22 protein-coding genes are annotated in these 21,188 nt (G+C 58.0%); 10 read left to right on the top strand and 12 right to left on the bottom strand.

Going from position 1 to position 21,188, the window contains the following annotated elements; translation table 11 throughout:
* Window positions 1-79 precede the first annotated feature (79 nt).
* From NBH21_RS10955 to NBH21_RS10970, 4 genes are all read right to left on the bottom strand, one after another.
* Entirely contained in the window at window positions 80-445 is a 366-nt protein-coding gene (locus NBH21_RS10955; RefSeq protein WP_250913660.1) for a helix-turn-helix domain-containing protein, read from the bottom strand.
* The gene (locus NBH21_RS10960) at window positions 442-930 is read right to left on the bottom strand and encodes a Smr/MutS family protein (protein WP_250913659.1); all 489 of its coding nucleotides are present in this window, start codon (window positions 928-930) and stop codon (window positions 442-444) included. Before NBH21_RS10960 ends, NBH21_RS10955 begins: the two co-directional genes overlap by 4 nt.
* Before the next feature lie 68 nt (window positions 931-998).
* Window positions 999-2,111 (bottom strand): murein transglycosylase A, encoded by a 1,113-nt coding sequence (gene mltA, locus NBH21_RS10965; protein WP_425340402.1) that lies wholly within the window; start codon window positions 2,109-2,111, stop codon window positions 999-1,001.
* An 8-nt stretch (window positions 2,112-2,119) separates the two neighbouring features.
* Window positions 2,120-2,818: a Tim44/TimA family putative adaptor protein gene (locus NBH21_RS10970; RefSeq protein WP_250913657.1), complete on the bottom strand. Its 699-nt coding sequence runs from the start codon at window positions 2,816-2,818 to the stop codon at window positions 2,120-2,122.
* A gap of 152 nt (window positions 2,819-2,970) precedes the next feature.
* On the opposite strand from NBH21_RS10970, the gene NBH21_RS10975 reads away from it, so the two are divergent.
* Together NBH21_RS10975 and secB are read left to right on the top strand one after the other, a co-directional pair.
* Complete coding sequence (locus NBH21_RS10975; protein WP_250913656.1) at window positions 2,971-3,465, top strand: FxsA family protein; 495 nt, start codon at window positions 2,971-2,973, stop codon at window positions 3,463-3,465.
* A gap of 102 nt (window positions 3,466-3,567) precedes the next feature.
* Complete coding sequence (gene secB, locus NBH21_RS10980; protein WP_099055904.1) at window positions 3,568-4,044, top strand: protein-export chaperone SecB; 477 nt, start codon at window positions 3,568-3,570, stop codon at window positions 4,042-4,044.
* Window positions 4,045-4,106: 62 nt separating this feature from the next.
* Here secB and dnaQ read toward each other — a convergent pair whose 3' ends face one another.
* From dnaQ to NBH21_RS11005, 5 genes are read right to left on the bottom strand one after another with little or no spacing between them, the layout of a single operon-like run.
* Window positions 4,107-4,808, bottom strand: coding sequence for a DNA polymerase III subunit epsilon (gene dnaQ, locus NBH21_RS10985; protein WP_250913655.1), 702 nt, complete (start codon window positions 4,806-4,808; stop codon window positions 4,107-4,109).
* The gene (coaE, locus tag NBH21_RS10990; RefSeq protein ID WP_250913654.1) at window positions 4,809-5,408 is read right to left on the bottom strand and encodes a dephospho-CoA kinase; all 600 of its coding nucleotides are present in this window, start codon (window positions 5,406-5,408) and stop codon (window positions 4,809-4,811) included.
* Window positions 5,405-6,265, bottom strand: a complete 861-nt coding sequence (locus NBH21_RS10995; RefSeq protein WP_250913653.1) for a shikimate dehydrogenase — start codon at window positions 6,263-6,265, stop codon at window positions 5,405-5,407. The genes coaE and NBH21_RS10995 overlap by 4 nt, the downstream gene beginning before the upstream one ends.
* Window positions 6,258-6,857, bottom strand: coding sequence for a Maf-like protein (locus NBH21_RS11000; RefSeq protein ID WP_250913652.1), 600 nt, complete (start codon window positions 6,855-6,857; stop codon window positions 6,258-6,260). The genes NBH21_RS10995 and NBH21_RS11000 overlap by 8 nt, the downstream gene beginning before the upstream one ends.
* Before the next feature lie 39 nt (window positions 6,858-6,896).
* The gene (locus NBH21_RS11005; RefSeq protein ID WP_250913651.1) at window positions 6,897-7,718 is read right to left on the bottom strand and encodes a pyruvate, water dikinase regulatory protein; all 822 of its coding nucleotides are present in this window, start codon (window positions 7,716-7,718) and stop codon (window positions 6,897-6,899) included.
* A gap of 401 nt (window positions 7,719-8,119) precedes the next feature.
* On the opposite strand from NBH21_RS11005, the gene hemE reads away from it, so the two are divergent.
* The 8 genes from hemE (at window position 8,120) to NBH21_RS11045 (ending at window position 16,889) form a co-directional block, all read left to right on the top strand.
* Entirely contained in the window at window positions 8,120-9,151 is a 1,032-nt protein-coding gene (hemE, locus tag NBH21_RS11010) for a uroporphyrinogen decarboxylase (protein ID WP_250913650.1), read from the top strand.
* Complete coding sequence (hemJ, locus tag NBH21_RS11015; protein ID WP_250913649.1) at window positions 9,148-9,693, top strand: protoporphyrinogen oxidase HemJ; 546 nt, start codon at window positions 9,148-9,150, stop codon at window positions 9,691-9,693. Before hemE ends, hemJ begins: the two co-directional genes overlap by 4 nt.
* 199 nt (window positions 9,694-9,892) lie before the next feature.
* Window positions 9,893-11,158, top strand: coding sequence for a transcription termination factor Rho (gene rho, locus NBH21_RS11020; protein WP_099059781.1), 1,266 nt, complete (start codon window positions 9,893-9,895; stop codon window positions 11,156-11,158).
* Between the two features lie 104 nt (window positions 11,159-11,262).
* Window positions 11,263-12,594, top strand: a complete 1,332-nt coding sequence (mnmE, locus tag NBH21_RS11025) for a tRNA uridine-5-carboxymethylaminomethyl(34) synthesis GTPase MnmE (protein WP_250913648.1) — start codon at window positions 11,263-11,265, stop codon at window positions 12,592-12,594.
* A gap of 63 nt (window positions 12,595-12,657) precedes the next feature.
* Entirely contained in the window at window positions 12,658-14,529 is a 1,872-nt protein-coding gene (mnmG, locus tag NBH21_RS11030; protein ID WP_250913647.1) for a tRNA uridine-5-carboxymethylaminomethyl(34) synthesis enzyme MnmG, read from the top strand.
* Window positions 14,530-14,532: 3 nt separating this feature from the next.
* A complete protein-coding gene (rsmG, locus tag NBH21_RS11035; protein ID WP_425340403.1) occupies window positions 14,533-15,171 on the top strand; it encodes a 16S rRNA (guanine(527)-N(7))-methyltransferase RsmG in 639 nt (212 codons plus the stop codon).
* Window positions 15,172-15,184: 13 nt separating this feature from the next.
* On the top strand, window positions 15,185-15,979 hold the full coding sequence (locus tag NBH21_RS11040) for a ParA family protein (protein ID WP_250913646.1): 795 nt from the start codon (window positions 15,185-15,187) through the stop codon (window positions 15,977-15,979).
* A 28-nt stretch (window positions 15,980-16,007) separates the two neighbouring features.
* A complete protein-coding gene (locus tag NBH21_RS11045; protein ID WP_250913645.1) occupies window positions 16,008-16,889 on the top strand; it encodes a ParB/RepB/Spo0J family partition protein in 882 nt (293 codons plus the stop codon).
* A 46-nt stretch (window positions 16,890-16,935) separates the two neighbouring features.
* On the opposite strand, the gene holA is transcribed toward NBH21_RS11045, so the two are convergent.
* Genes holA through leuS form a run of 3 tightly spaced genes read right to left on the bottom strand, consistent with a single transcriptional unit; the run spans window position 16,936 to window position 21,131 of the window.
* Window positions 16,936-17,982, bottom strand: a complete 1,047-nt coding sequence (gene holA / locus NBH21_RS11050; RefSeq protein ID WP_250913644.1) for a DNA polymerase III subunit delta — start codon at window positions 17,980-17,982, stop codon at window positions 16,936-16,938.
* Between the two features lie 10 nt (window positions 17,983-17,992).
* Window positions 17,993-18,514 (bottom strand): hypothetical protein, encoded by a 522-nt coding sequence (locus tag NBH21_RS11055; RefSeq protein WP_250913643.1) that lies wholly within the window; start codon window positions 18,512-18,514, stop codon window positions 17,993-17,995.
* Complete coding sequence (leuS, locus tag NBH21_RS11060) at window positions 18,504-21,131, bottom strand: leucine--tRNA ligase (RefSeq protein ID WP_250913642.1); 2,628 nt, start codon at window positions 21,129-21,131, stop codon at window positions 18,504-18,506. Before leuS ends, NBH21_RS11055 begins: the two co-directional genes overlap by 11 nt.
* Window positions 21,132-21,188: the final 57 nt, after the last annotated feature.

The raw sequence follows: 21,188 nt of genomic DNA on the forward strand, positions 1-21,188 counted from the left end.
GCCTCGACTATAGGAGGTTTGACGCAAGTTCCAAAGGCGGGCCGTGCGAAACTCGTGGATATGGCGGCCTTAGAGCGTTTCAAGCCGGCTTTTTTGCGGCTTCGAGGACTTCGTGAAGTTGCTTTAGCACATCCGGCGGGAGGGTGCGAATCCTGCGGGCCAGTTCATTGGCGAAAGCCGTATATTCGGCAGGAAGTCCCACGGTATCCACCACCACCCTTGGATGAGAGACGCCGGCAATGGCAAAGAGCTCCTCCGCCTCGTCCCAGATGATGTTGAAATAGCCGGCGACGCGCTGGAGAAAATCAAAATTCGGCCTGCCCTTGCGGCCGTGCTCCAGGGCGGAAAGGTAAGCGGGGGAGACCCCGATCGCCGCCGCCATCTCCTTCTGGGAAACGCCCTTCCTCTCCCGCAACCGACGCAGGGCCTCGCCGAACGGCGTCATCCACGATCTCCCCTGCCCCGCGACAGCCGGACATAGAGGGCGCCGTCGCCACCATGCTGACGGGCGGCCGTCTCGTAGGACGAAATGAGAAAGCGGAATTCCGGCTTGGAAAACCAGAGTGGCACCGAACGCTTCAACGCCCCGTCACTGCCCATGGAGCGCCCCTTGCCGGTGATTACCAGAACATGCCGCAGGCCTCTGTCATGGGCGCGCAGGAGAAAATCGAGAAGGATGCCGTGCGCTTCGCTCTGGATCAGACCGTGAAGGTCGATACGGGCCTCGAGCGCGAGATGGCCGCGCGAGAGCTTACGCTTGACCGGCTTTTCCAGCGGGTGATGGATGCCGCCGGGTTTCTTCTGCGCGGCCTGAGCTGCGGCTGCGTCACCAGCGGGAACTGTCGAAGCCGAAGACGCCGCTTTATCCTCGGCTGTCGGTTCGACAAGCATTTCCTCGAACTCAGCAAGTTCCTCGAGGCGGCCCGGCATGGGCCTCGTCGACCGGGCAACCTTGCCCCAGAGTATACGATCTTCTGCGCTGAGTTTTCCCTTGCCCGTCACCAACCGAACCTCGATGCCGCCGCTTTCGGGACGAGTATATAGAAGTCCGCTGCATTTCGCACGGCGCCGGCACGTTCCCCGGCGTCGTCGCCGGAGCCGGTAAAGATGTCGCCCCGCGCCGGCCCTATGATGGCCGATCCCGTATCCAGCGCCAGCATGAGCCGGGCAAAGGATTGCCCGTCATCGATACTCGTCAGGCTTTCCGAGCGGATGAAGAAGGGAAAGCCGAAGCTATGAATCAGCCGGTCGACCGCCAGTGAGCGACCTGCCACCAACGGAACCTTGGCCGCTGCTATCGGACCAAGGTTCGTGTCCAACACCTCGGCTTCGCGGAAGAAGATGTAGGACCGGTTATGCCAGATGATCTCGTCCACCCGTTCAGGATGGGCTGCAAGCCATGCGCGGATCGACTGCATCGAAATTCCGGCAAGCGGAAGTTCCCCGGTGTCGACCAGCAGCTTGCCGATACCGGAGAACGGATGGCCGGCCTTGGCAGCGTAAGTGATGCGACCGATGCGGCCATCGGCATAACGAAGCCGGGCGGCGCCCTGAACGTGGACATAGAAAACATCCACCTTCGATCGCGCCCAGGCTATCTCCAGACCCCTGCCCTCAAGGTAGCCTTCGTCGATGGCCCGGCGATCGGGATAGGGTGAAACGATACCGTCCTTCAACCGCGCGAACACATAGCTCGCATCCATATCCGCGGGGCGGTTCGCATCATCCAGGTCGATGAGATCGTCGGGACGCCTGTAGAAGGGAAAGCGGAACTCATCGTTTGGCTCAGCCCGCACTTCAACCTCGGGCTCATAGAAAGCGGTCACGAAACCCCGCCCGCCATTCTCCTGTTCGATCAGGAAGGGCCGACATTCCGCTTCGAAGAAGCTTCGTGCTTGGGCAGCGCTCGATGGAGAGAATTCGGCGGCGCTATCGAGAAGCGGTAAAAGATCGCTGGAAGACAGGCCGGTCATGCCCGTACGATAGGGCTTCACATTCCTTATATGCTGGCGACAGGCCGCCAGCGCATCGAACAATGGAGACGGGTCGTCGGACGCCCAACCCTCGAGATCGGCGAAAGCGACTGGCTTCAGCCTGAACGATGATGCCACCGCGCCGGTCATAGCTCGGATTCGGTCGCGACCAGCTTCCAGTTGGGATCGCGCGAACGGGTGTCACGGGCAAAGGTCCAGAGATCGTTAACCTCGGAAACAGCTTCGGCATCGCCATCGATCAGCTTGCCGTCCTTGTCGTAGGTTGCGGTGATCAGCTGGCAGACGATGCGAACGGTTACCTGCTCCTCGCTGTCCTTCATGGCCGCCTGAAGGATATCGGCTTTCTCGATGCCGACGAAGGTGGACTTTACCACCTCGCCGCGCGCTTCGCGCTCGGAGATGGCGGCCTCGAAACCTTCCAGCACCTCACGGGAAAGCAGGTTCTTCAGGGTTTTCCGGTCCCCGTCGGCATAGGCCATGACGATCATCTCGTAGGCCATACGGGCACCGTTCAGGAATTCCTTCGGATTGAAGCTCGGGTCCTGCTTGACAATTTCGCGCAGCGATTCGTTCAGTTCACTGCCGGGAGCGGCAAAGGCGTCCACAGCCGCAAAGCGCTCATCGGCTCCCTGCTCATCGCGACGCGGCAGGGTAACAACCTTTCCATCGTCGGCGCCGGGGCCTTTGGCAAGATCACGGGGTGAGTACGGATCAAAAGGCGGCTTCTCATTGCCGGTGCGGCGACCAAGCACACTGCGCAGCTGCAGGAAAATCAGGACTGCCGCCACGAGAAAAAAGATAGTCACAAAGTCGTTCGATCCCATGGCAATCCGTCGGCCCTGTTTAAATTCCTGCTTGTGAGACCCATATAGTCTGCATATGCCGATGATTCAAATAGCGAAGTGCGTTCACTTGCGCTTGAGACCATTCCGGACGATCGATACCGGAACTCCTGAGGAAGGATAGAGGACCACCGATGCGCGTGCCGCTCGCCATTCTACTGCTGATGCCTCTTGCCGAGATTGCAACATTCGTGCTCGTCGGAAAGGCCATCGGCGTCCTCCCGACACTCGGGCTGACGCTTCTTGCTGTCTTTGTTGGACTTGCGCTTCTGCGCATCCAGGGCGCGGGCGTTCTCCAGCGCCTGCAGAAGGAAAGCCGGACGAACGCAAACCCCGGAAGGGAAATCGTTCATGGAGCGATGATCGTCGTGGCGGCGATGTTGCTCATCATTCCCGGTTTCCTGACAGATATCCTCGGTATCCTGCTCTTTGTACCCTTTGTGCGTGATTTCATCTGGTCCTTCATCGGTCCTCGCGTCACCGTCCAGCGCAGTAGCAGCTTCAGTTATCAGGGTGCGAGCACAGAAACGTCTCGCCCGAAGGACGGCCCGATCATCGATCTCGATGAGGACGACTTCAGGCGCGACGGTAACCGGCAGTCTCCCTGGTCGCTCGAAAAGGATCAGTGAACCCGGCCCGAAAAGGCCGCATACGGCCCATTGGGTAAGGGTTGTAAGCATCGGGTCGAAATGATAGACGGCCATAGCAATTCAATGCGTGAGGAAGCCCCAATGGCCAACGAAAATCAGGGAACCGCAAGTCCTTCCCTCAACATACTTGCCCAGTACATCAAGGACCTGTCCTTCGAGAACCCCGGCGCACCGCGGTCGCTGCAGGCGCGTGACAAGGCTCCCGCCATCAATATCAATGTCAATGTCAACGCGAACCCGCTGACCGAGTCCGACTTCGACGTCGTTCTGTCGCTCAGCGCGGAAGCCAAGGACGGCGACAAGGTCGTGTTCGCAGCCGAGCTGGTCTACGGCGGCGTCTTCCGCATCACCGGCTTCCCGCAGGAGCACATGCTTCCAGTCCTCTTCATCGAGTGCCCGCGTCTGCTGTTTCCGTTCGCACGCCAGATCATTGCGGACGCGACCCGCAACGGCGGCTTCCCGCCGCTGATGATCGATCCGATCGACTTCGCCCAGATGTTCACCCAGCGCGTCGCCGAAGAGCAGGCCCGCGCTAAGGTTCAGGCTGTTCCGAACTGATCTTCGGATACGATCGATCATAGAAATCAAAAGGCCCGGTTTTTTACCGGGCCTTTTTTCATTCAGTTGTATTTCGACCAGATCGCCTTGCCGCCAAGGCGACCGAGCAGGCCCGCATGTTTATCCGCTTCGGCTTTGCTCACCCGTGCTGCCAATGGCCGCGGGCGTTCATAGGACAATTCGATGACTTCCGTTTCGTCGCCGCCACTCGCTCCGCCTTGCGTTTCCGACTGCACCAGGCCGAAAGCGGCCTGCCGGCCCCCGAGCATTTCGATATAGACTTCGGCGAGCAGTTCGGAGTCGAGAAGCGCGCCGTGCCTCGTGCGGTGGGAGTTGTCGATGCCGTATCGGCGGCAGAGCGCATCGAGCGAGTTCGGACCCATGGGATGTTTGCGACGCGCTATCGCGAGCGTGTCCACCACCAACTCGCCTGGTACCGGCGGAAGACCGAGCCGCTCGAATTCGGCATTGATGAAGTTCATGTCGAAGGTCGCGTTATGCGCCACCCACCTTGCGCCATCGAAAAATTCGAGGAGATCATTGACGACATCGGCAAAGGGCGGTTTGTCCTTCAGGGACTCGTCGGTGATGCCGTGAACCGCAAGAGCGTCCGGATGCACCTTTCGGTCACCGGGATTAATATAGACGTGAAAGCTTCTGCCGGTCGGGAAATGGTTCAGAAGCTCGATGCCACCGATTTCGATGACCCTGTCATTCTTGAACTCGAGCCCCGTGGTTTCCGTATCGAAGACGATCTCGCGCATTCATGCCTCCGTTCTGGCCTGTCGACGCAGGGTTTCAATAATGTCCTGAACCTGTTTTCGTGCGGCATCAAGCCCACGTCCGGTATCGATCACGTAATCAGCCCGTCGACGCTTTTCGGCATCCGGCACCTGCCGCCCAAGGATCATCTCGAATTTCTCCGGTGTCATGCCCGGTCGCTCCAGAACCCGCTTGCGCTGTATCTCGGGATCACAGCTTACGACCACCACGACATCAACGCGTCTTTCAGCGCCCGTTTCATAAAGCAGTGGAATATCGAGAACGACCATGTCAGCAGCGGATTCGCGCGCCGCCTCCAGGAATGCAAGTTCCCGTTCGCGTACAAGCGGATGAACGATGGATTCGAGAAGTTTGAAATTAGCCGGATTCTTCGCCAGATTCCGTGAAAGCTCGGAACGGTCCACCTCACCATTGCGGACGCTCCCGGGAAACGCCGCCTCGATTGGTATAACCGCCTTGCCACGATAAAGTTCATGCACGACCCAATCGGAATCGTTCACCGAGATACCGGCGTCGGCAAACATCTTCGCCGTGGTCGATTTGCCCATGCCGATCGATCCGGTGAGTCCGATGACGATCATGCATGCGCCTCCATGTCGGCGATAACGAGATTGCGTAATTCCTCATCCACCACAGGTCTGCGGCCAAACCATTTTTCGAAACCGGGAACGGCCTGATGCAACAGCATGCCCAGACCATCGACCGTCGCCAAGCCTTTTGCCTCCGCCTGCTTCAGGATCGGTGTCATCAGCGGAACATAGACGATGTCGGTCACCATGGCCGATGGCAGAAGCCGTTCGAACGGCATTTCGTCGACGGCTTCACCATCCATGCCAAGTGAGGTGGTGTTGATAAAGAGACCGGCTCCTTCACATACCTCGCCAAGCGCCGACATCGGATGGGCATGGATCGCCGGGCCGAAACGGTCGGCCAGTTCCACGGCTCTTTCCATGGATCGATTGACGATGTTGATTTCCCTGATGCCGCGATCCCGCACTGCCTGAACCACAGCCCGGCTGGCACCGCCCGCGCCAAGGATCACAGCCCGATCGACATTATCCCAGCCCGGATGACCCGCGTCGAGGCTGGCGGTGAAACCGATACCGTCGGTATTGGTTGCGTTCAGCCTACCTTCTTCCATCCAGAGCGTGTTTGCCGCTCCAAGCTCCTCGGCCAACGCATCCGGCAGATCGGCGAGCCGACAGGCCGCCTCCTTGTGTGGGATGGTCACATTGCCTCCGCGAAAAACGGATGCTCCGCTCTTCAGTTCGGCAATGAACGCCTCGAAATTCTCCGGGCTGACCGCGACGCGCTCATAGCTGCCCTTGATCCCGAAGCTCTTCAGCCAGTGTCGGTGAATGAGCGGAGAACGCGAATGCTTGATCGGATAGCCGACAACGAAAGCATGGTTAACAAATGTTTCACGTGAATCAGCCATCAATCTCCCCCAGGACCCGCAACTCCTCCAGCAGCGGCAATAACGGCAAACCGAGAATGGTGAAATAGTCGCCACTTATCTTATTGAATAGCCGGATTCCCTCAGCCTCCAGTTGATAACAACCGACGCTTCTTAGCACCGCGTCTCCGGTCCGCTGCAGGTAACCGTCCAGAAATTCGTCGGAGAACTCCCGCATCGTCAACTCGGCAATAGAGACATTCTCCCAAAGAACCTCTTTATCCCGGACCAGAACAACGGCGCTGTTCAAGCGATGGGTCCGGCCGCGCAGGGTCTTCAGATTGCGTCGCGCTTCATCGATATCGACAGGTTTGTGAAAGACAACCTCATCAAGGGACATGGTTTGGTCGCATCCGACCACGAGTGCGCCTGAATGCCTGGAAGCAACATCGAGTGCCTTCAGTCGCGCGAGCTCCAGCCCAAGCCGATCCGGAGACAACGGGTTACCGCCCAGGCCGGCCTCGGCTGCGCGCTCATCGATATGCGCCGCTTCAGCTTCAAATTGAAGGCCGGCGTTTTCCATCAGCATCCGACGTGACTGGCTTGCCGAAGCAAGCATCAGCTTCCCTGCCATTGGGGCACCTTTTCCAAAGGGATGACACGAGGATTCGCCTTAACGCACCTTCGGACGCAGGGCAACGATGGCCGCCGCCGTTTCCTCGATAGAGCGGCGGGTGACATCGATGATCGGCCAGTTGTTACGCGAACAAAGGCTTCGGGCATATTTCAGTTCCTCGGCAATCGAGGCCCTGTCGGTATAGTCGCTGGCGTTGAAGCCGGGCGTGACGCCGAGTTCGCGATTGCCGCGAACCTGGGAAATCCGATCCGATGTTGCGATCAGTCCGACGATCAACGGCTTCTTCGCGCGATACAAACTGTCCGGCAACGGCACTCCGCAGACGATCGGAATATTCGCCGTCTTGATACCGCGGTTGGCGAGATAGATGCTGGTCGGCGTCTTCGAGGTACGACTGATCCCGATGATGACGACATCGGCATCGTCATATCCGTCCGGCGCCTGTCCGTCGTCGTGATCCATCGTGTAATTCAGTGCCTCGATGCGAGCGAAATATTCGGCGTTGAGAGCGTGCTGGGCTCCAACCCGCCCGCGCGACGAAGCCCCGAGATAAGACTGGAACTTGTCGATTACCGGTTCCAGCACATTGACGCTTGGCACACCCATATCCCGGCAGCCTGCCTCCAAGAGATTGGCGAGTTCGCGATCGACGATCGTGTAGAGCACGATACCCGGTTCCTGATCGATCGCTTCCAACACCGGGAGCAGTTGTCGCTTGCTGCGGATCAGCGGATAGACATGCTCGATGGCGCTGTAGGAATTGAACTGGGCAGCAGCAGCCCTGCCCGTCGAGATCAGAGTGTCGCCGGTCGAGTCAGAAATCAGGTGGAGATGGAAGAAGCTTTTTCGGTTCTCCACGTTGTTCTCGGCCGCCTGTTGATAATTCGGGAGTAAGAGAGGTAGCGATCACCCGCCCAGAGAGGCAAGGGGAAAAATGCCGATTTATCCACAAATGACACCGGACAGGACAGTTGAAAGGCGAGTCTGTGGATTGTGGTAAGACGCCGCAGTTTTGCGAAATGACTCACAGCTTATCCACAAGCCGTGTCTTTCTGCCATTTCACCTATCAGTTTGACTCTAAAGCGTTTATCGAAATAAACAGCGTTTATCGCCAGACATCGCAGGTTTTATTCGCCGAAAATGATGATTTGCCGGGGAGGCCGGGAAACCTGTGTGCCGGGATTAATCCTTGATAGTCAGAGACTCTTAGAAATAGAAGAGGATTCATATATCATTTCTTTTTTGAAAGGGCTGACCGTTGAGCGCCAGCGACCGCAAGATTCTCGATGTCCTGAACGGCAAGACCGTCTCACCGCCGCCCATCTGGCTGATGCGACAGGCAGGCCGATATCTTCCGGAATATCGTGAGACGCGAGCAAAGGCCGGCAGCTTCCTCGATCTCTGTTATACGCCGGACCTTGCCGTCGAAGTGACGTTGCAGCCGATCCGGCGTTACGGCTTTGATGCAGCAATCCTCTTCTCCGACATCCTGGTGATACCGGACGCGTTGAACCGCAACGTTCGCTTTACCGAAGGGCATGGACCACAGATGGATCCGATCGATGTCGATGGCATCGAAGCTTTGGAAGTAGGTGATCCGCTGACCCATCTCGCTCCTGTCCTGGAGACCGTCAGGCGTCTGAGAGCGGAACTGCCCCACGAGACCACCCTGCTTGGCTTCTGTGGTGCGCCCTGGACTGTTGCGACCTACATGATTGCCGGACATGGAACACCGGATCAGGCCCCTGCCCGGCTCTTCGCCTATCGCCATCCGAAGGCTTTCGAAAAGCTGCTCGATCTGCTTGCCGATATCTCTGCCTCCTATCTGGTGGCGCAGATCGATGCCGGCGCCGATGCCGTGCAGATCTTCGATTCCTGGGCCGGTGTTCTGGGCGAGGAAGAGTTCGAACGCTTCTGTGTTCGTCCCGTCGCCCGTATGATCCGCTCGGTGCGTGCTCAACGGCCGGGGGCAAAAGTGATTGCTTTCGCCAAGGGGGCAGGCCTGCTTCTCAAGGATTACCGTCGCAAGACGGGCGCCGATGCGATCGGGCTCGACTGGACCATTCCGCTTTCCTTTGCGGTGGAACTGCAGAAGGAGGGCGCTATCCAGGGCAATCTCGATCCGATGAGGGTTGTTGCCGGCGGTTCGGCCATGGAGGAAGGCATTGACGCCATTCTGCATGCGCTTGGGAATGGTCCGCTGATCTTCAATCTCGGGCATGGGATCACGCCGCAAGCCGATCCGGCGAACGTGACCCGGTTGGTTGATCGGGTGCGTGGGAAACGATGAGCGACAACGAGCAGCAGACCGGGAGAGGTGCCGGCCGTAGAGCAGCCTTCCGGGCAGCCACGGCGATTGTTTTCTTCGGGGCCATCGCGCTCGCCATCATGATCTTCGGTGCCGACGAGGCCTATCTCTGGATCAAGGCCCTGCATATCATCGCCGTGATCTCTTGGATGGCGGGCCTGCTCTATATGCCGCGGCTGTTCATCTATCACGGCGACAGCGAACCGGGTTCTGCGCAGGCTGAAACATTCGCCATCATGGAGCAGAGGCTTTTGAAGGTGATTATGAACCCCGCCATGATGGTGGCGTGGATCCTTGGCCTTTATCTCGCCTGGTCGGTTTACGGCTTTCACGGCGGTTGGCTGCACGCAAAACTCGCTGCGGTGGTCGCATTGACCGGCGTGCACGTGTTCTTTTCACGCGCGGTTGCGTCGTTCGGCAAGGGCCATTATGTGAGGAATGCCCGTTTCTGGCGGCTGATGAACGAGGTTCCGACCTTGCTGATGATCGTCATCGTCATTCTCGTGGTTGTTAAGCCGTTTTGATCCCGCCTGCGACATTGTCGCATTATTTTGGGTCATTTCTGCTTTTCGCTTGCGGGTAAATGGCTGAATCGCTATTTTCCGCCAATCCTATCTTCTGGCTTGCGTAACATTCTGTCATTTGCGGCCTCTCTCGCGATCGTACCGAATTCCACCGGCTCGCCTTCCCCGACAAAAATAATCAAAGACGTGGTCCCTCTTCATGGCTGAAATGAAGCTACAAGAACTCAAAAGCAAATCGCCTACCGATCTCCTGACCTTTGCGGAATCGCTGGAGGTGGAGAACGCCAGCACCATGCGCAAGCAGGAGTTGATGTTTGCGATCTTGAAAATGCTCGCCAGCCAGGACATCGAGATCATCGGCGAGGGTGTGGTCGAGGTGTTGCAGGACGGTTTCGGCTTCCTGCGTTCGGCTAACGCCAATTATCTGCCGGGTCCTGATGATATCTATATCTCTCCTTCGCAGATCCGTCGCTTCTCGCTGAAGACCGGCGATACGGTCGAGGGTCCGATTCGTGGTCCCAAGGAAGGCGAACGCTACTTTGCGCTTCTGAAGGTTAACACGATCAATTTCGAGGATCCGGAAAAGATCCGTCACAAGGTCCACTTCGATAACCTGACGCCGCTTTATCCGAACGAACGCTTCAAGATGGAACTGGACGTTCCCACCTCGAAGGATCTTTCGGCGCGCGTCATCGATCTGGTTGCTCCGCTCGGCAAGGGCCAGCGTGGCCTGATCGTCGCACCGCCGCGTACCGGTAAGACCGTTCTTCTGCAGAACATTGCCCATTCCATCACGGCCAACCATCCTGAATGCTACCTGATCGTTCTTCTGATCGATGAGCGACCGGAGGAAGTGACGGACATGCAGCGCTCCGTTCGCGGCGAAGTCGTCTCCTCGACATTCGACGAGCCAGCCGTTCGCCACGTCCAGGTCGCCGAAATGGTCATCGAGAAGGCAAAGCGTCTCGTCGAACACGGGCGTGACGTTGTCATTCTTCTCGATTCGATCACGCGTCTCGGCCGTGCCTACAACACGGTTGTTCCGTCTTCGGGCAAGGTTCTGACCGGCGGTGTGGATGCAAATGCGCTGCAGCGCCCGAAGCGCTTCTTTGGCGCCGCTCGTAATATCGAGGAGGGCGGCTCGCTGACGATTATCGCGACGGCCCTGATCGATACCGGCAGCCGCATGGACGAAGTCATCTTCGAAGAGTTCAAGGGTACCGGCAACTCGGAAATTGTTCTGGATCGCAAGGTGGCCGACAAGCGCATCTTCCCGGCTATGGATATCCTCAAGTCCGGTACGCGTAAGGAGGACCTCCTTGTTCCGCGTCAGGATCTACAGAAGATCTTCGTACTTCGCCGTATCCTGGCGCCGATGGGCACGACAGATGCCATCGAGTTCCTCATCGACAAGCTGAAGCAGACGAAGAACAACGGTGATTTCTTCGATTCGATGAACACCTGATATCGCAGGAAGTCGCGGGAAGACCTTGTGTCTTCTCGTGCGCCAATCGCTGTTCCCCGAAACGATTCGCTTCCGTTCCGGCTTGAGGATAGGGATTATTATGCATGAGTTCCCCTGAGCGAGAGACCATTGTCGCCCTTTCATCGGGCGCTCTGCCCTCTGGAGTAGCGGTCATTCGCCTGAGCGGTCCGCAATCCGCGGTGATTTGCGAAGCAATGACTGGGACTTTGCCGCCTCCCCGCATGGCAGCGCTGCGACCGATTCGAGACCGTAACGGTCTTTTACTCGATCGTGGACTCGTTCTTTTTTTCCCCGGTCCGAACTCCTTTACCGGCGAGGATTGTCTCGAGCTCCATCTGCACGGCGGCAGAGCGGTAGTTGAGAGCGCCTTGAACGCGGCGACGGAATACGAAAATTGCCGCCTTGCGGAGGCCGGCGAGTTTTCCCGCAGGGCCTTCGAGAACGGCAAGCTCGATCTGGTCGAGGCGGAAGGCCTTGCGGATCTTCTGGCGGCAGAGACCGAGATGCAGCGACGCTTGGCGCTCGAACAAAGCTCCGGCCATCTCTCCACGATCTATCAGAAATGGCGAGAGCAATTGCTGAGCGCTCGTGCTCTCATAGAGGCCGAGCTGGATTTCTCCGACGAGGCAGATATCCCCGGCAGCGTTTCCGACCGCATCTGGTCTGAGATGTCGTCTCTGGCGCGGGATGTCGAGCAGGTGCTGGCCAACCTGAAGGCAGGTGAAATCATACGCGATGGTTTTGCCATTGTGATCGCGGGTCCGCCGAACGCCGGAAAGTCCAGTCTGCTAAATGCTCTTGCGCATCGTGAGGTGGCGATTGTTACAGAATATGCTGGAACCACGCGGGATGTCCTGCATTGTGAACTGGATATCGGCGGCTATGCCGTGCATCTCTATGATACGGCCGGCGTACGGGATACATCAGAGCCAGTAGAGCGTGAGGGAATTCGTCGCGCCTACCGCAAGATGGGGGAGGCAGATCTTGTTCTGTCCCTGAGGGATTATGCGAGTTCGGCAGCGGAGGAACTCGATATTCCCAAGGGCATCCCCGTGCTTAACGTTGTAACCAAAATCGACCTTTATACTGATTCGTTTCCGCAACGATCAGAGGCAATACTGATCTCATCGCAGAGTGGTCAGGGGCTCGATACCCTGCGTTCCGCGATATTGACAGAGTTGAAGGAACGAACCAGCACGGTTTCTCTTGCCATTCCGAGCCGATTGAGGCATGCACAGCACCTGCGCGACGCCGCCGATTATATCTGGAACGCGGTGCGGGCGGAGAATGAAGGTCTGGAAATCCGGGCCGAGTTTCTTCGACGTGCTGCCGATACACTTGGGCGTGTAACCGGCAAGATCGACGTTGAGATGTTGCTGGGCAAGATCTTCTCGGAATTCTGCGTCGGCAAGTGATTCACGTGAAACATGGGCAGTTCGGTGCCCGCAGCCTCACAGTGGGAGGCATGGAGCAATGCCATGAGCGTTTCAAGTTATGATGTGATCGTCATAGGTGGCGGCCATGCCGGCGCGGAAGCTGCTTCAGCGGCTGCGCGCATGGGCGCAAGAACCGCGCTCGTTACCCAGAAGCTCGAAACCATTGGCGCTATGTCCTGTAATCCCGCGATTGGGGGATTGGGTAAGGGACACCTTGTCCGCGAAGTGGATGCCCTTGATGGCATCATGGGCCGTTGCGCTGATCTCGGCGGCATCCAGTTTCGTATGCTCAATCGTAAAAAGGGTCCCGCTGTCTGGGGTCCGCGCACCCAGGCCGACAGAAAGCTCTATCGGCAAGCGGTGCAGAATGCACTTCGCGACACACCCAACCTCGATCTGATTGAAGGTAACGTCAACACATTTATTCGAAACGATTCCGAAATAAAAGGCATTGGGCTTTCGGATGGATGTCGGTTGTTGGCGAGGTCGGTTGTTTTGACTTCCGGCACCTTCTTGCGCGGACTTATCCACATCGGCGATCGGAAAATACCGGCCGGGCGTATCGGCGAACCGCCTTCCACCGGTCTAAGCGAAGATCTCTTGGCCTTTGGTCTCAAGTTGGGCCGTCTGAAAACGGGTACGCCGGCGCGACTGGATGGCAAGACGATTGATTGGGCTTCGCTTGATCGCCAGGAAGCCGATTCGGATCCGATACCTTTTTCCTTTATGACGGATCGCATCGTGAATCCGCAGATTGCCTGCGGCATCACCCGCACGACGGATGCAACGCATAAACTCATACGCGATAACATTCACCGATCCGCCATGTATTCCGGCCAGATCGAGGGTGTCGGACCCCGCTATTGCCCCTCCATCGAGGATAAGATTACTCGCTTCGGTGATCGTGACGGACATCAGATCTTTCTGGAACCCGAAGGTCTCGATGATGATACGGTCTATCCGAATGGTATCTCGACCTCCCTTCCCGAGGAGGTGCAGGACGCTTTCATTCATTCCATTCCGGGTTTGGAAAATGTTCGCATTCTGCAATGTGGCTATGCCATTGAATATGACCATGTAGATCCGCGGGAACTTGAGCCGACGCTGCAGGTGCGCAAGGCGCCTGGACTTTTCCTCGCCGGCCAAATCAATGGTACCACTGGTTATGAGGAGGCCGCCGCGCAGGGATGCGTGGCGGGTCTGAATGCGGCTTTGTTTGCTGCCGGCGGTGAAGGGGTCGTCTTCAGTCGCACCGACTCCTATATCGGAGTGATGATCGACGATTTGACATCGAGGGGGATTCTGGAGCCCTATCGCATGTTCACCTCGCGCGCCGAATATCGCCTGACCTTGCGCGCGGATAATGCGGATATGCGCCTGACCCAACGCGGGATTGATCTGGGATGCGTCTCTCGCGAACGGCGAGAGCGCTTTGAAGCCTACCGGGCCGAGCGAGAGGGTCTTCTTTCCCATTTGGAGGAGCTGACGGCGACGCCGAAGGAGGCTCAGTCACAGGGCGTGACGGTCAATCAGGACGGGCGTCGGCGCTCTGCCCGAGAACTGCTCTCCTATCCGGATATCGACTGGACGGATGTCTGCCGAATTTGGCCCGAGCTTCTGGAGGTCCCGTCCCAGATGGCAGAAGCCGTCTCCATTGATGCACTCTACTCGGTTTACATAGAGCGGCAGGCTCATGATATTGCGGGAATGCGAAGTGAGGAAGAGCGTCTCATTCCCCGCGATTTCGACTTCCATGCACTTTCAGGCCTTTCGAATGAGCTGAAGCAGAAACTAACTGCGACCCAACCCTGGAGCATTGCCCAGGCGGCGCGCGTTGACGGCATGACGCCAGCGGCAATCGCCTTGCTCGTCGGTTACATCAAGAAGAATGAGCGACTGCGGGAAGCAGGATAACGCATGGTAAATGACATTTTGAAGAGTGTATTGAAGCTTGACGTTTCACGTGAAACGTTTGAGAAGCTGGAGCACTTCGCGGCCCTTTTTCATAAATGGTCCGCTTCGATCAATCTGGTGGCCCCATCAACAAGAGACGACCTGTGGCGTCGCCATATCGTTGATAGTGCTCAGATCTTCCAGATTGCTCCGGGAGCGAAACATTGGATCGATCTCGGTAGTGGTGGCGGCTTTCCAGGCATCGTAACAGCCATTCTGCTCTCCGAAAACGGTGAAGGCTGGGTTGATCTGGTGGAAAGCAACCACAAGAAGGCGAGTTTTCTTCGCCTCGCCTTGTCCGAGACAGGTGCGCGCGGTGCCGTTCATACCGTTCGCATTGAAGATGCGTCTACCAAAATAGTGTCTGCGGATATGATATCAGCGCGCGCGCTTGCAGATCTCGATCGTTTGTTCGGCTATGCCGAGCCTTGGGCGGTTCGCAACCCCGAACTTGTCTGTGTTCTGCATAAAGGACGGGATTATCAATCGGAAATCGAGAAAGCGCGTGGTCGCTGGGGTTTTGATCTGGTAATACATCAGAGCGCGGTGGAAGCGGACTCCGTTGTTCTGGAGATCGCTCATTTGAGGCGCACGGCTCAATAACAGCGGGTGCGGCATGGCTGTCGAAATCAACCGTATCATTACGATTGCAAATCAAAAGGGTGGTGTTGGCAAGACGACCACCGCGATCAATCTTGCAACTGCGCTTGCCGCGATCGGTGAGCGAGTCCTCATTGTGGATCTGGATCCACAGGGTAACGCGAGTACTGGCCTGGGTATTGACCGTCGCGATCGCAAGCTGTCTTCCTATGATGTCCTGATCGGAACCCATTCGGTTGGAGAGGCTGCTGTCGATACCGCAGTACCGAATCTGGCCATTGTGCCGTCGACGATGGATCTTCTCGGATTCGAAATGGAAATTTCGCAACACGCGGATCGTGTCTTTCGCCTTAGGAAGGCATTGAGCAGCGAATCCGCGCAGCAATACAGCTATATCCTGCTCGATTGCCCGCCCTCGTTCAATCTTCTGACGATGAACGCCATGGCTGCTGCGCATTCCGTGCTGGTCCCGTTGCAGTGCGAATTCTTTGCGCTTGAAGGTCTCAGCCAGTTGCTGGAAACCATCAGTCAGGTGCGCCATACCGTTAATCCTACGCTGGATATCCAGGGTATCGTGCTCACCATGTTCGATGCACGCAACAATCTGGCGCAACAAGTGGTCAGCGATGTGCGGGAGCACCTGGGTGAGAAGGTCTATGCGACACTGATCCCGCGCAATGTCCGGGTTTCGGAGGCGCCGTCTTACGGTAAGCCGGCGATCCTTTACGATCTGAAATGCGCCGGAAGCCAGGCCTATCTGCAACTCGCTTCGGAGGTTATTCAGCGCGAGCGGCAACGCAAGGCTGCGTAATCTGCGCGTTTGTTATGAGGTATAAAATATGAGTGACGATGTATCGAAGCGGCGGCTTGGCCGTGGTCTTGCTGCCCTGATCGGCGAGATGGATCAGGCGGTTCCGGTTGGTGAGGCCAAGGCGAGTGTCAGTGCAGATCGTACGGTCCCGATCGAATTCGTCACGCGTAATCCCAAGAACCCTCGCCGTTACTTCGATGAGGCGGAGCTCCAGGATCTTGCCGGTTCCATTCGTCAGCATGGAATCGTCCAGCCCGTCGTCGTTCGTACCCGTGGCACTGATCGCTTCGAAATCATAGCTGGTGAAAGACGCTGGCGTGCGGCTCAACTCGCCGGTCTGGTCGAAATTCCGGTCATCGTACGCGATGTGGATGATCGTACTGCTCTGGAACTTGCTATCGTTGAAAACGTTCAGCGCGCAGACCTCAACCCGCTGGAAGAGGCGCTCGGCTACGAGCAGCTCATCGCGGAACACGGCTATACGCAGAACGACCTTGGTGAAATTATCGGCAAGAGCCGCAGCCATGTCGCCAACAGTCTCCGCCTTCTTAAATTACCCGATCCGGTTCGCGATATGCTGGCCGACGGAAGCCTGTCTGCCGGACATGCCCGAGCACTGGTCTCTACGCCGGATCCGGTGACATTGGCGCGGACTATCACGTCCAAGGGCATGTCGGTGCGTGATGCGGAAAAGCTCGCGCAGACCCACATCAAGGCCCAGAACGCTCCGCCACAACCGGAGCTTCGACCTGAAAAGGACTCGGACACCGTCGCGTTGGAACGCAGTCTCTCTGATCGGTTGGGGCTGTCCGTTGCCATCAACCACAAGGGAAATGGTGGGCAGGTTCGGATCAGCTACAAGACACTCGACCAGCTCGAGGAAGTCTGCCGTCTGCTTGAAGGGCGCTGAGCGCCCTTCCCTCAGAAGCCTTTTAGCCGGTAATGAGCGGCGGCAATCAAGCTCGGCGGTTGCGGCGCGCAGACTGAAGTGTGGTGGATAGCAGCGTCTGAAGCGCCAGATTGTCTTCCAGAAGAGGCTTCTGACGGCTTTGCAGAATGGCCGACTGAATACGGCCGGCCTCACGCGCGAGGTCGGTTGATGTCCAGTTCCGCAGCGCCTTCTCGACAACAGGCTTTCGCTTGAAATGAATGCCCCTGCCAAGGGTCTGCATCACCTGTGCGGGTTGCTGGCGCTTTTCTTCCAGTTCGCATCGCATCAGTTCGAGCTGCTGGAACTGTTTGAGGCAGGATTGCAGAACAAGAAACACCGGTGTTTTCGAGGTAACAACCTTCTGGATCGCATGAAGAAAGCCATCGGCATCGCCATTCAGCACGGCATCAACGACCTCATCCGTGGAAATTGCACTGGCATCACCGATGATCTCGGTGACCTGCTGTTCGTCGACAACGCTGTCGTGAAGGCAGTAGAGCAACAGCTTTCGGATCTCGTTCCTTGAAGCGATACGGTCCCCGCCGAGCGATTCCACCAGAAGCTCACGGGCGGCGGGCGTGATCCTCAGACCAGCGGTGGAAAGCTCCGTATCGATCAGGGCATTGAGTGCACGGGCATCGTCCTGGTAGCATGGGATTGCGGCAATGGCTCGCGACCCCTCGGCGACCTTGCGCAACGCCGCCCCCTTCTTCAGATCGCCGCCTTCGATAACCACAAGGCTGCTCTCTGGCGGTGCTTCCGAAAGTATTTGAAGCCCGTCGACGAGCGCCTTTTCATTCTGCGCACCCCGTATCCAGATGAGCTTTTCACCTCCAAAAAGACCGAGGGAGTTGACTTCATCTAGGAGACGGCCGGGATCGGATTGAATATCCGAGACATCGAGACGGATTAGCGCGAAACTGTCGGATAGATCGACGCCGGTCGTCTTGGCAAGTTGGGCCGCGCGTTCGGCAACGAGGCCGCGATCGGGCCCATAGATCAGAAAGAGACGGTAATGGCGAGCCGACTTCTGCAGGAAGCCGTCGAACTCGTGTGATTTTACCTCTACCATCCCTGAAGGCTCAGCGGCCGAGGGTCGCTGCCAGATCGGCCTTGATCAGGTCAGCGAGCTGATGGGCTGCCCGGTCCTCGCCGTCGCGTATGGCGCGAACCTTGGCAAACTCCTGCTCTGGGAAATCGACAAGCGCTGTGGCCTGGCGTCTGGCTGTACGAAGGGTTACGTCGTCCGAGACGCGCTTGAGCGTGTAGGAACCGGTCACCGTGACGCGACCTACATTCGGATTGTCCGTATTTTTCTGCAGCTCGACACCCATCACCGAGGACGTGATATTCAACTCGACCCGATATTGCGGGGTCTTCGCCTCGCCTGCGCCACCGCCTGTCAGGAAGATCAGGCGATTGCGAACTTCGAGGCCGACGCGGCTGCTTACGTCGGAATAGGCAATTGCGGCCAAATTTTCGCTGGTGCCAGAAGCTTCGTCATAGAGTGGACGAACCTGGCAACCGGCGAGAAGAGTGGCAAGACCAAGGCCAAGCAGGATGCTGGCCCGGCGCCGCGGCAGGCGTACGGAATCAGACGACAATGTTCACAATCCTTAGCGGGACGACAATGACCTTTTTCGGCGGCTGTCCATTGAGGGCTGCCTTGACGACATCCAGTGCAAGAACCGCAGCTTGCACGGCATTTTGATCCGCGTCGCGTGCGATTGTCAATTCAGCGCGTTTCTTGCCGTTGATCTGGACGGGCAGGATAACCTCGTTCTCGACGACGAGTTCCGGGTCGAAAGTCGGCCAGGGCGCGTTGGCGACGAGGCCTTCGCCGCCAATGGCCTGCCAGCATTCTTCCGCTAGGTGCGGGGTCATCGGAGCGACCAGTTGGACGAGGATACCGGCAGCATCGCGAACCGCGGCGACATAGACCGCGTCGGCCTTGCCGGCGGCGACTGTCGTCAACGGCGTTGCGAGCGCGTTCACCAGTTCATAGATGCGGGCGATCGCCTTGTTGAACGACAGCTTGTCGAGATCGCCCTGCACGGCCTTCAACGTACGATGAGTGATCTGCGAGATCGCCAGCGCTTCGCCTTCCTTAGCCGGAGTCGATTGTGCTTTGGCAAGCACATCGGCGGCTTCGGAAATCAGGCGCCATACGCGCTGAACGAAACGATGAGCGCCTTCCACACCGGCTTCGGACCAGATGACGTCACGATCTGGCGGAGAGTCGGAAAGGACGAAGAAACGGGCGGTATCAGCGCCGTAGGACGCAATGATATCATCCGGATCCACGACGTTCTTCTTCGACTTCGACATCTTCTCGATCGAGCCGATGGTGACTTCCTCGCCACTGGCGATCAGGGTCGCGCGGCGGCCGCCGTCGATCTCCTCGATACGGATATCGGCCGGCGTTACCCATTGGCCGTTGTTGCCGGTTCCCAGACGATAGGTCTCATGCACCACCATGCCCTGAGTGAAGAGGCCCTTGAAGGGCTCCTTGACGCTGACATGGCCCGTCTCGCGCATGGCGCGGGTGAAGAAGCGGGAATAGAGAAGATGCAGGATCGCGTGCTCGATGCCACCGATATACTGATCGACCGGCAGCCAGTGGTCGGCGATGGCCGGCACCGTCGGCAGATCCTCGCGAGGGGCGGTGAAGCGGGCGAAATACCAGCTCGAATCGACGAAGGTATCCATCGTATCGGTTTCACGCCGTGCATCCTTGCCGCATTCGGGGCAGGCCACATGACGCCAGGTCGCATGGCGATCCAGCGGGTTGCCGGGAACGTCGAAGGTCACGTCGTCGGGTAGCTTTACTGGCAGGTCCTTCTTGGGAACGGGGACGACGCCGCAGGCCTCGCAATGAATGACCGGGATCGGGCAGCCCCAGTAACGCTGACGGGAAATGCCCCAGTCGCGCAGGCGGAAATTGACCTTGCGCTCGCCCTGCGGTGCGTTGCCCAGCAAGGTGTCGGAAAGGCGGCCTGCGACCGTTTCGAAGGCTTCCGTCGTCGACATGCCGTCGAGGAAGCGGGAATTGATCATGACCCCATCGCCGTCATAGGCGGTGTCGCCGACGGTGAATGTTGCTGCATCGCCATCTGCGGGCATGACGACGGGCACGACCGGAAGATCGTACTTGCGGGCGAAATCGAGGTCGCGCTGGTCACCGGACGGGCAGCCGAAGATTGCGCCCGTGCCGTAATCCATCAGCACGAAGTTGGCGATGTAAACGGGCAGTTCCCAGGAGGCATCGAAGGGATGGCGAACCTTGACACCGGTGTCCATGCCCCTTTTCTCAGCGGTTTCCAGGGCGGCTAAAGACGTGCCGGCGCGACGGCATTCGTCACAGAAGGCGGCCACTTCCGCGTTGCTTTCGGAAATCGCCTTCGCCAGCGGATGATCCGCGGCGATCGCCAGGAACGAGGCGCCGAACAGCGTGTCCGGACGGGTGGTGTAAACAGTGACTTCCGAATGGCCAGCAGGCGCGCCGGACGCGATTTCCCAACGCAGCGACAGGCCTTCCGAACGGCCGATCCAGTTCTTCTGCATGAGCCGGACCTTTTCCGGCCACTGGTCGAGCGTGTCGAGCGCGTCCAGCAGGTCCTGGCTGAAGTCGGTGATCTTGAAAAACCACTGAACGAGATCACGCTGTTCCACCAGCGCGCCGGAGCGCCAGCCGCGGCCGTCGATGACTTGCTCGTTGGCAAGTACGGTCTGATCGACCGGGTCCCAGTTCACCTTGGACTGCTTGCGGTAGACGAGACCCTTTTCCATCATGTCGAGGAAGAGGTATTGCTGGCGGTGATAATATTCGACATCGCACGTGGCGAATTCGCGGGACCAGTCCAGCGACAGTCCCATCGACTTCAGCTGCCCGCGCATGGTGGCGATGTTCTGATAGGTCCATTCCTTCGGGTGAACCTTGTTCTGCATGGCGGCATTTTCGGCCGGCATGCCGAAAGCGTCCCAGCCCATCGGGTGCAGAACGCTGTAACCACGGGCACGTTTGTAACGGGCCACCACGTCACCCATCGCATAGTTGCGGACATGGCCCATATGAATGCGCCCCGACGGATAGGGGAACATTTCGAGCACGTAATACTTCTCGCGCTTGTCGTTGTTGTCGGTAACGAAGACGCCTGCTTCGGACCATTTCGCCTGCCAACGGGGCTCGGCGTCGCGCGGATTGTAACGTTCGGTGGCCATTTATCGCATTTCCGGAGTAGTAAGAAAGGAAGGCGTGACCTTCACCACGAAACCGGC

This window comes from Ciceribacter sichuanensis, assembly GCF_024055605.1.
GTDB lineage: Bacteria > Pseudomonadota > Alphaproteobacteria > Rhizobiales > Rhizobiaceae > Allorhizobium > Allorhizobium sichuanense.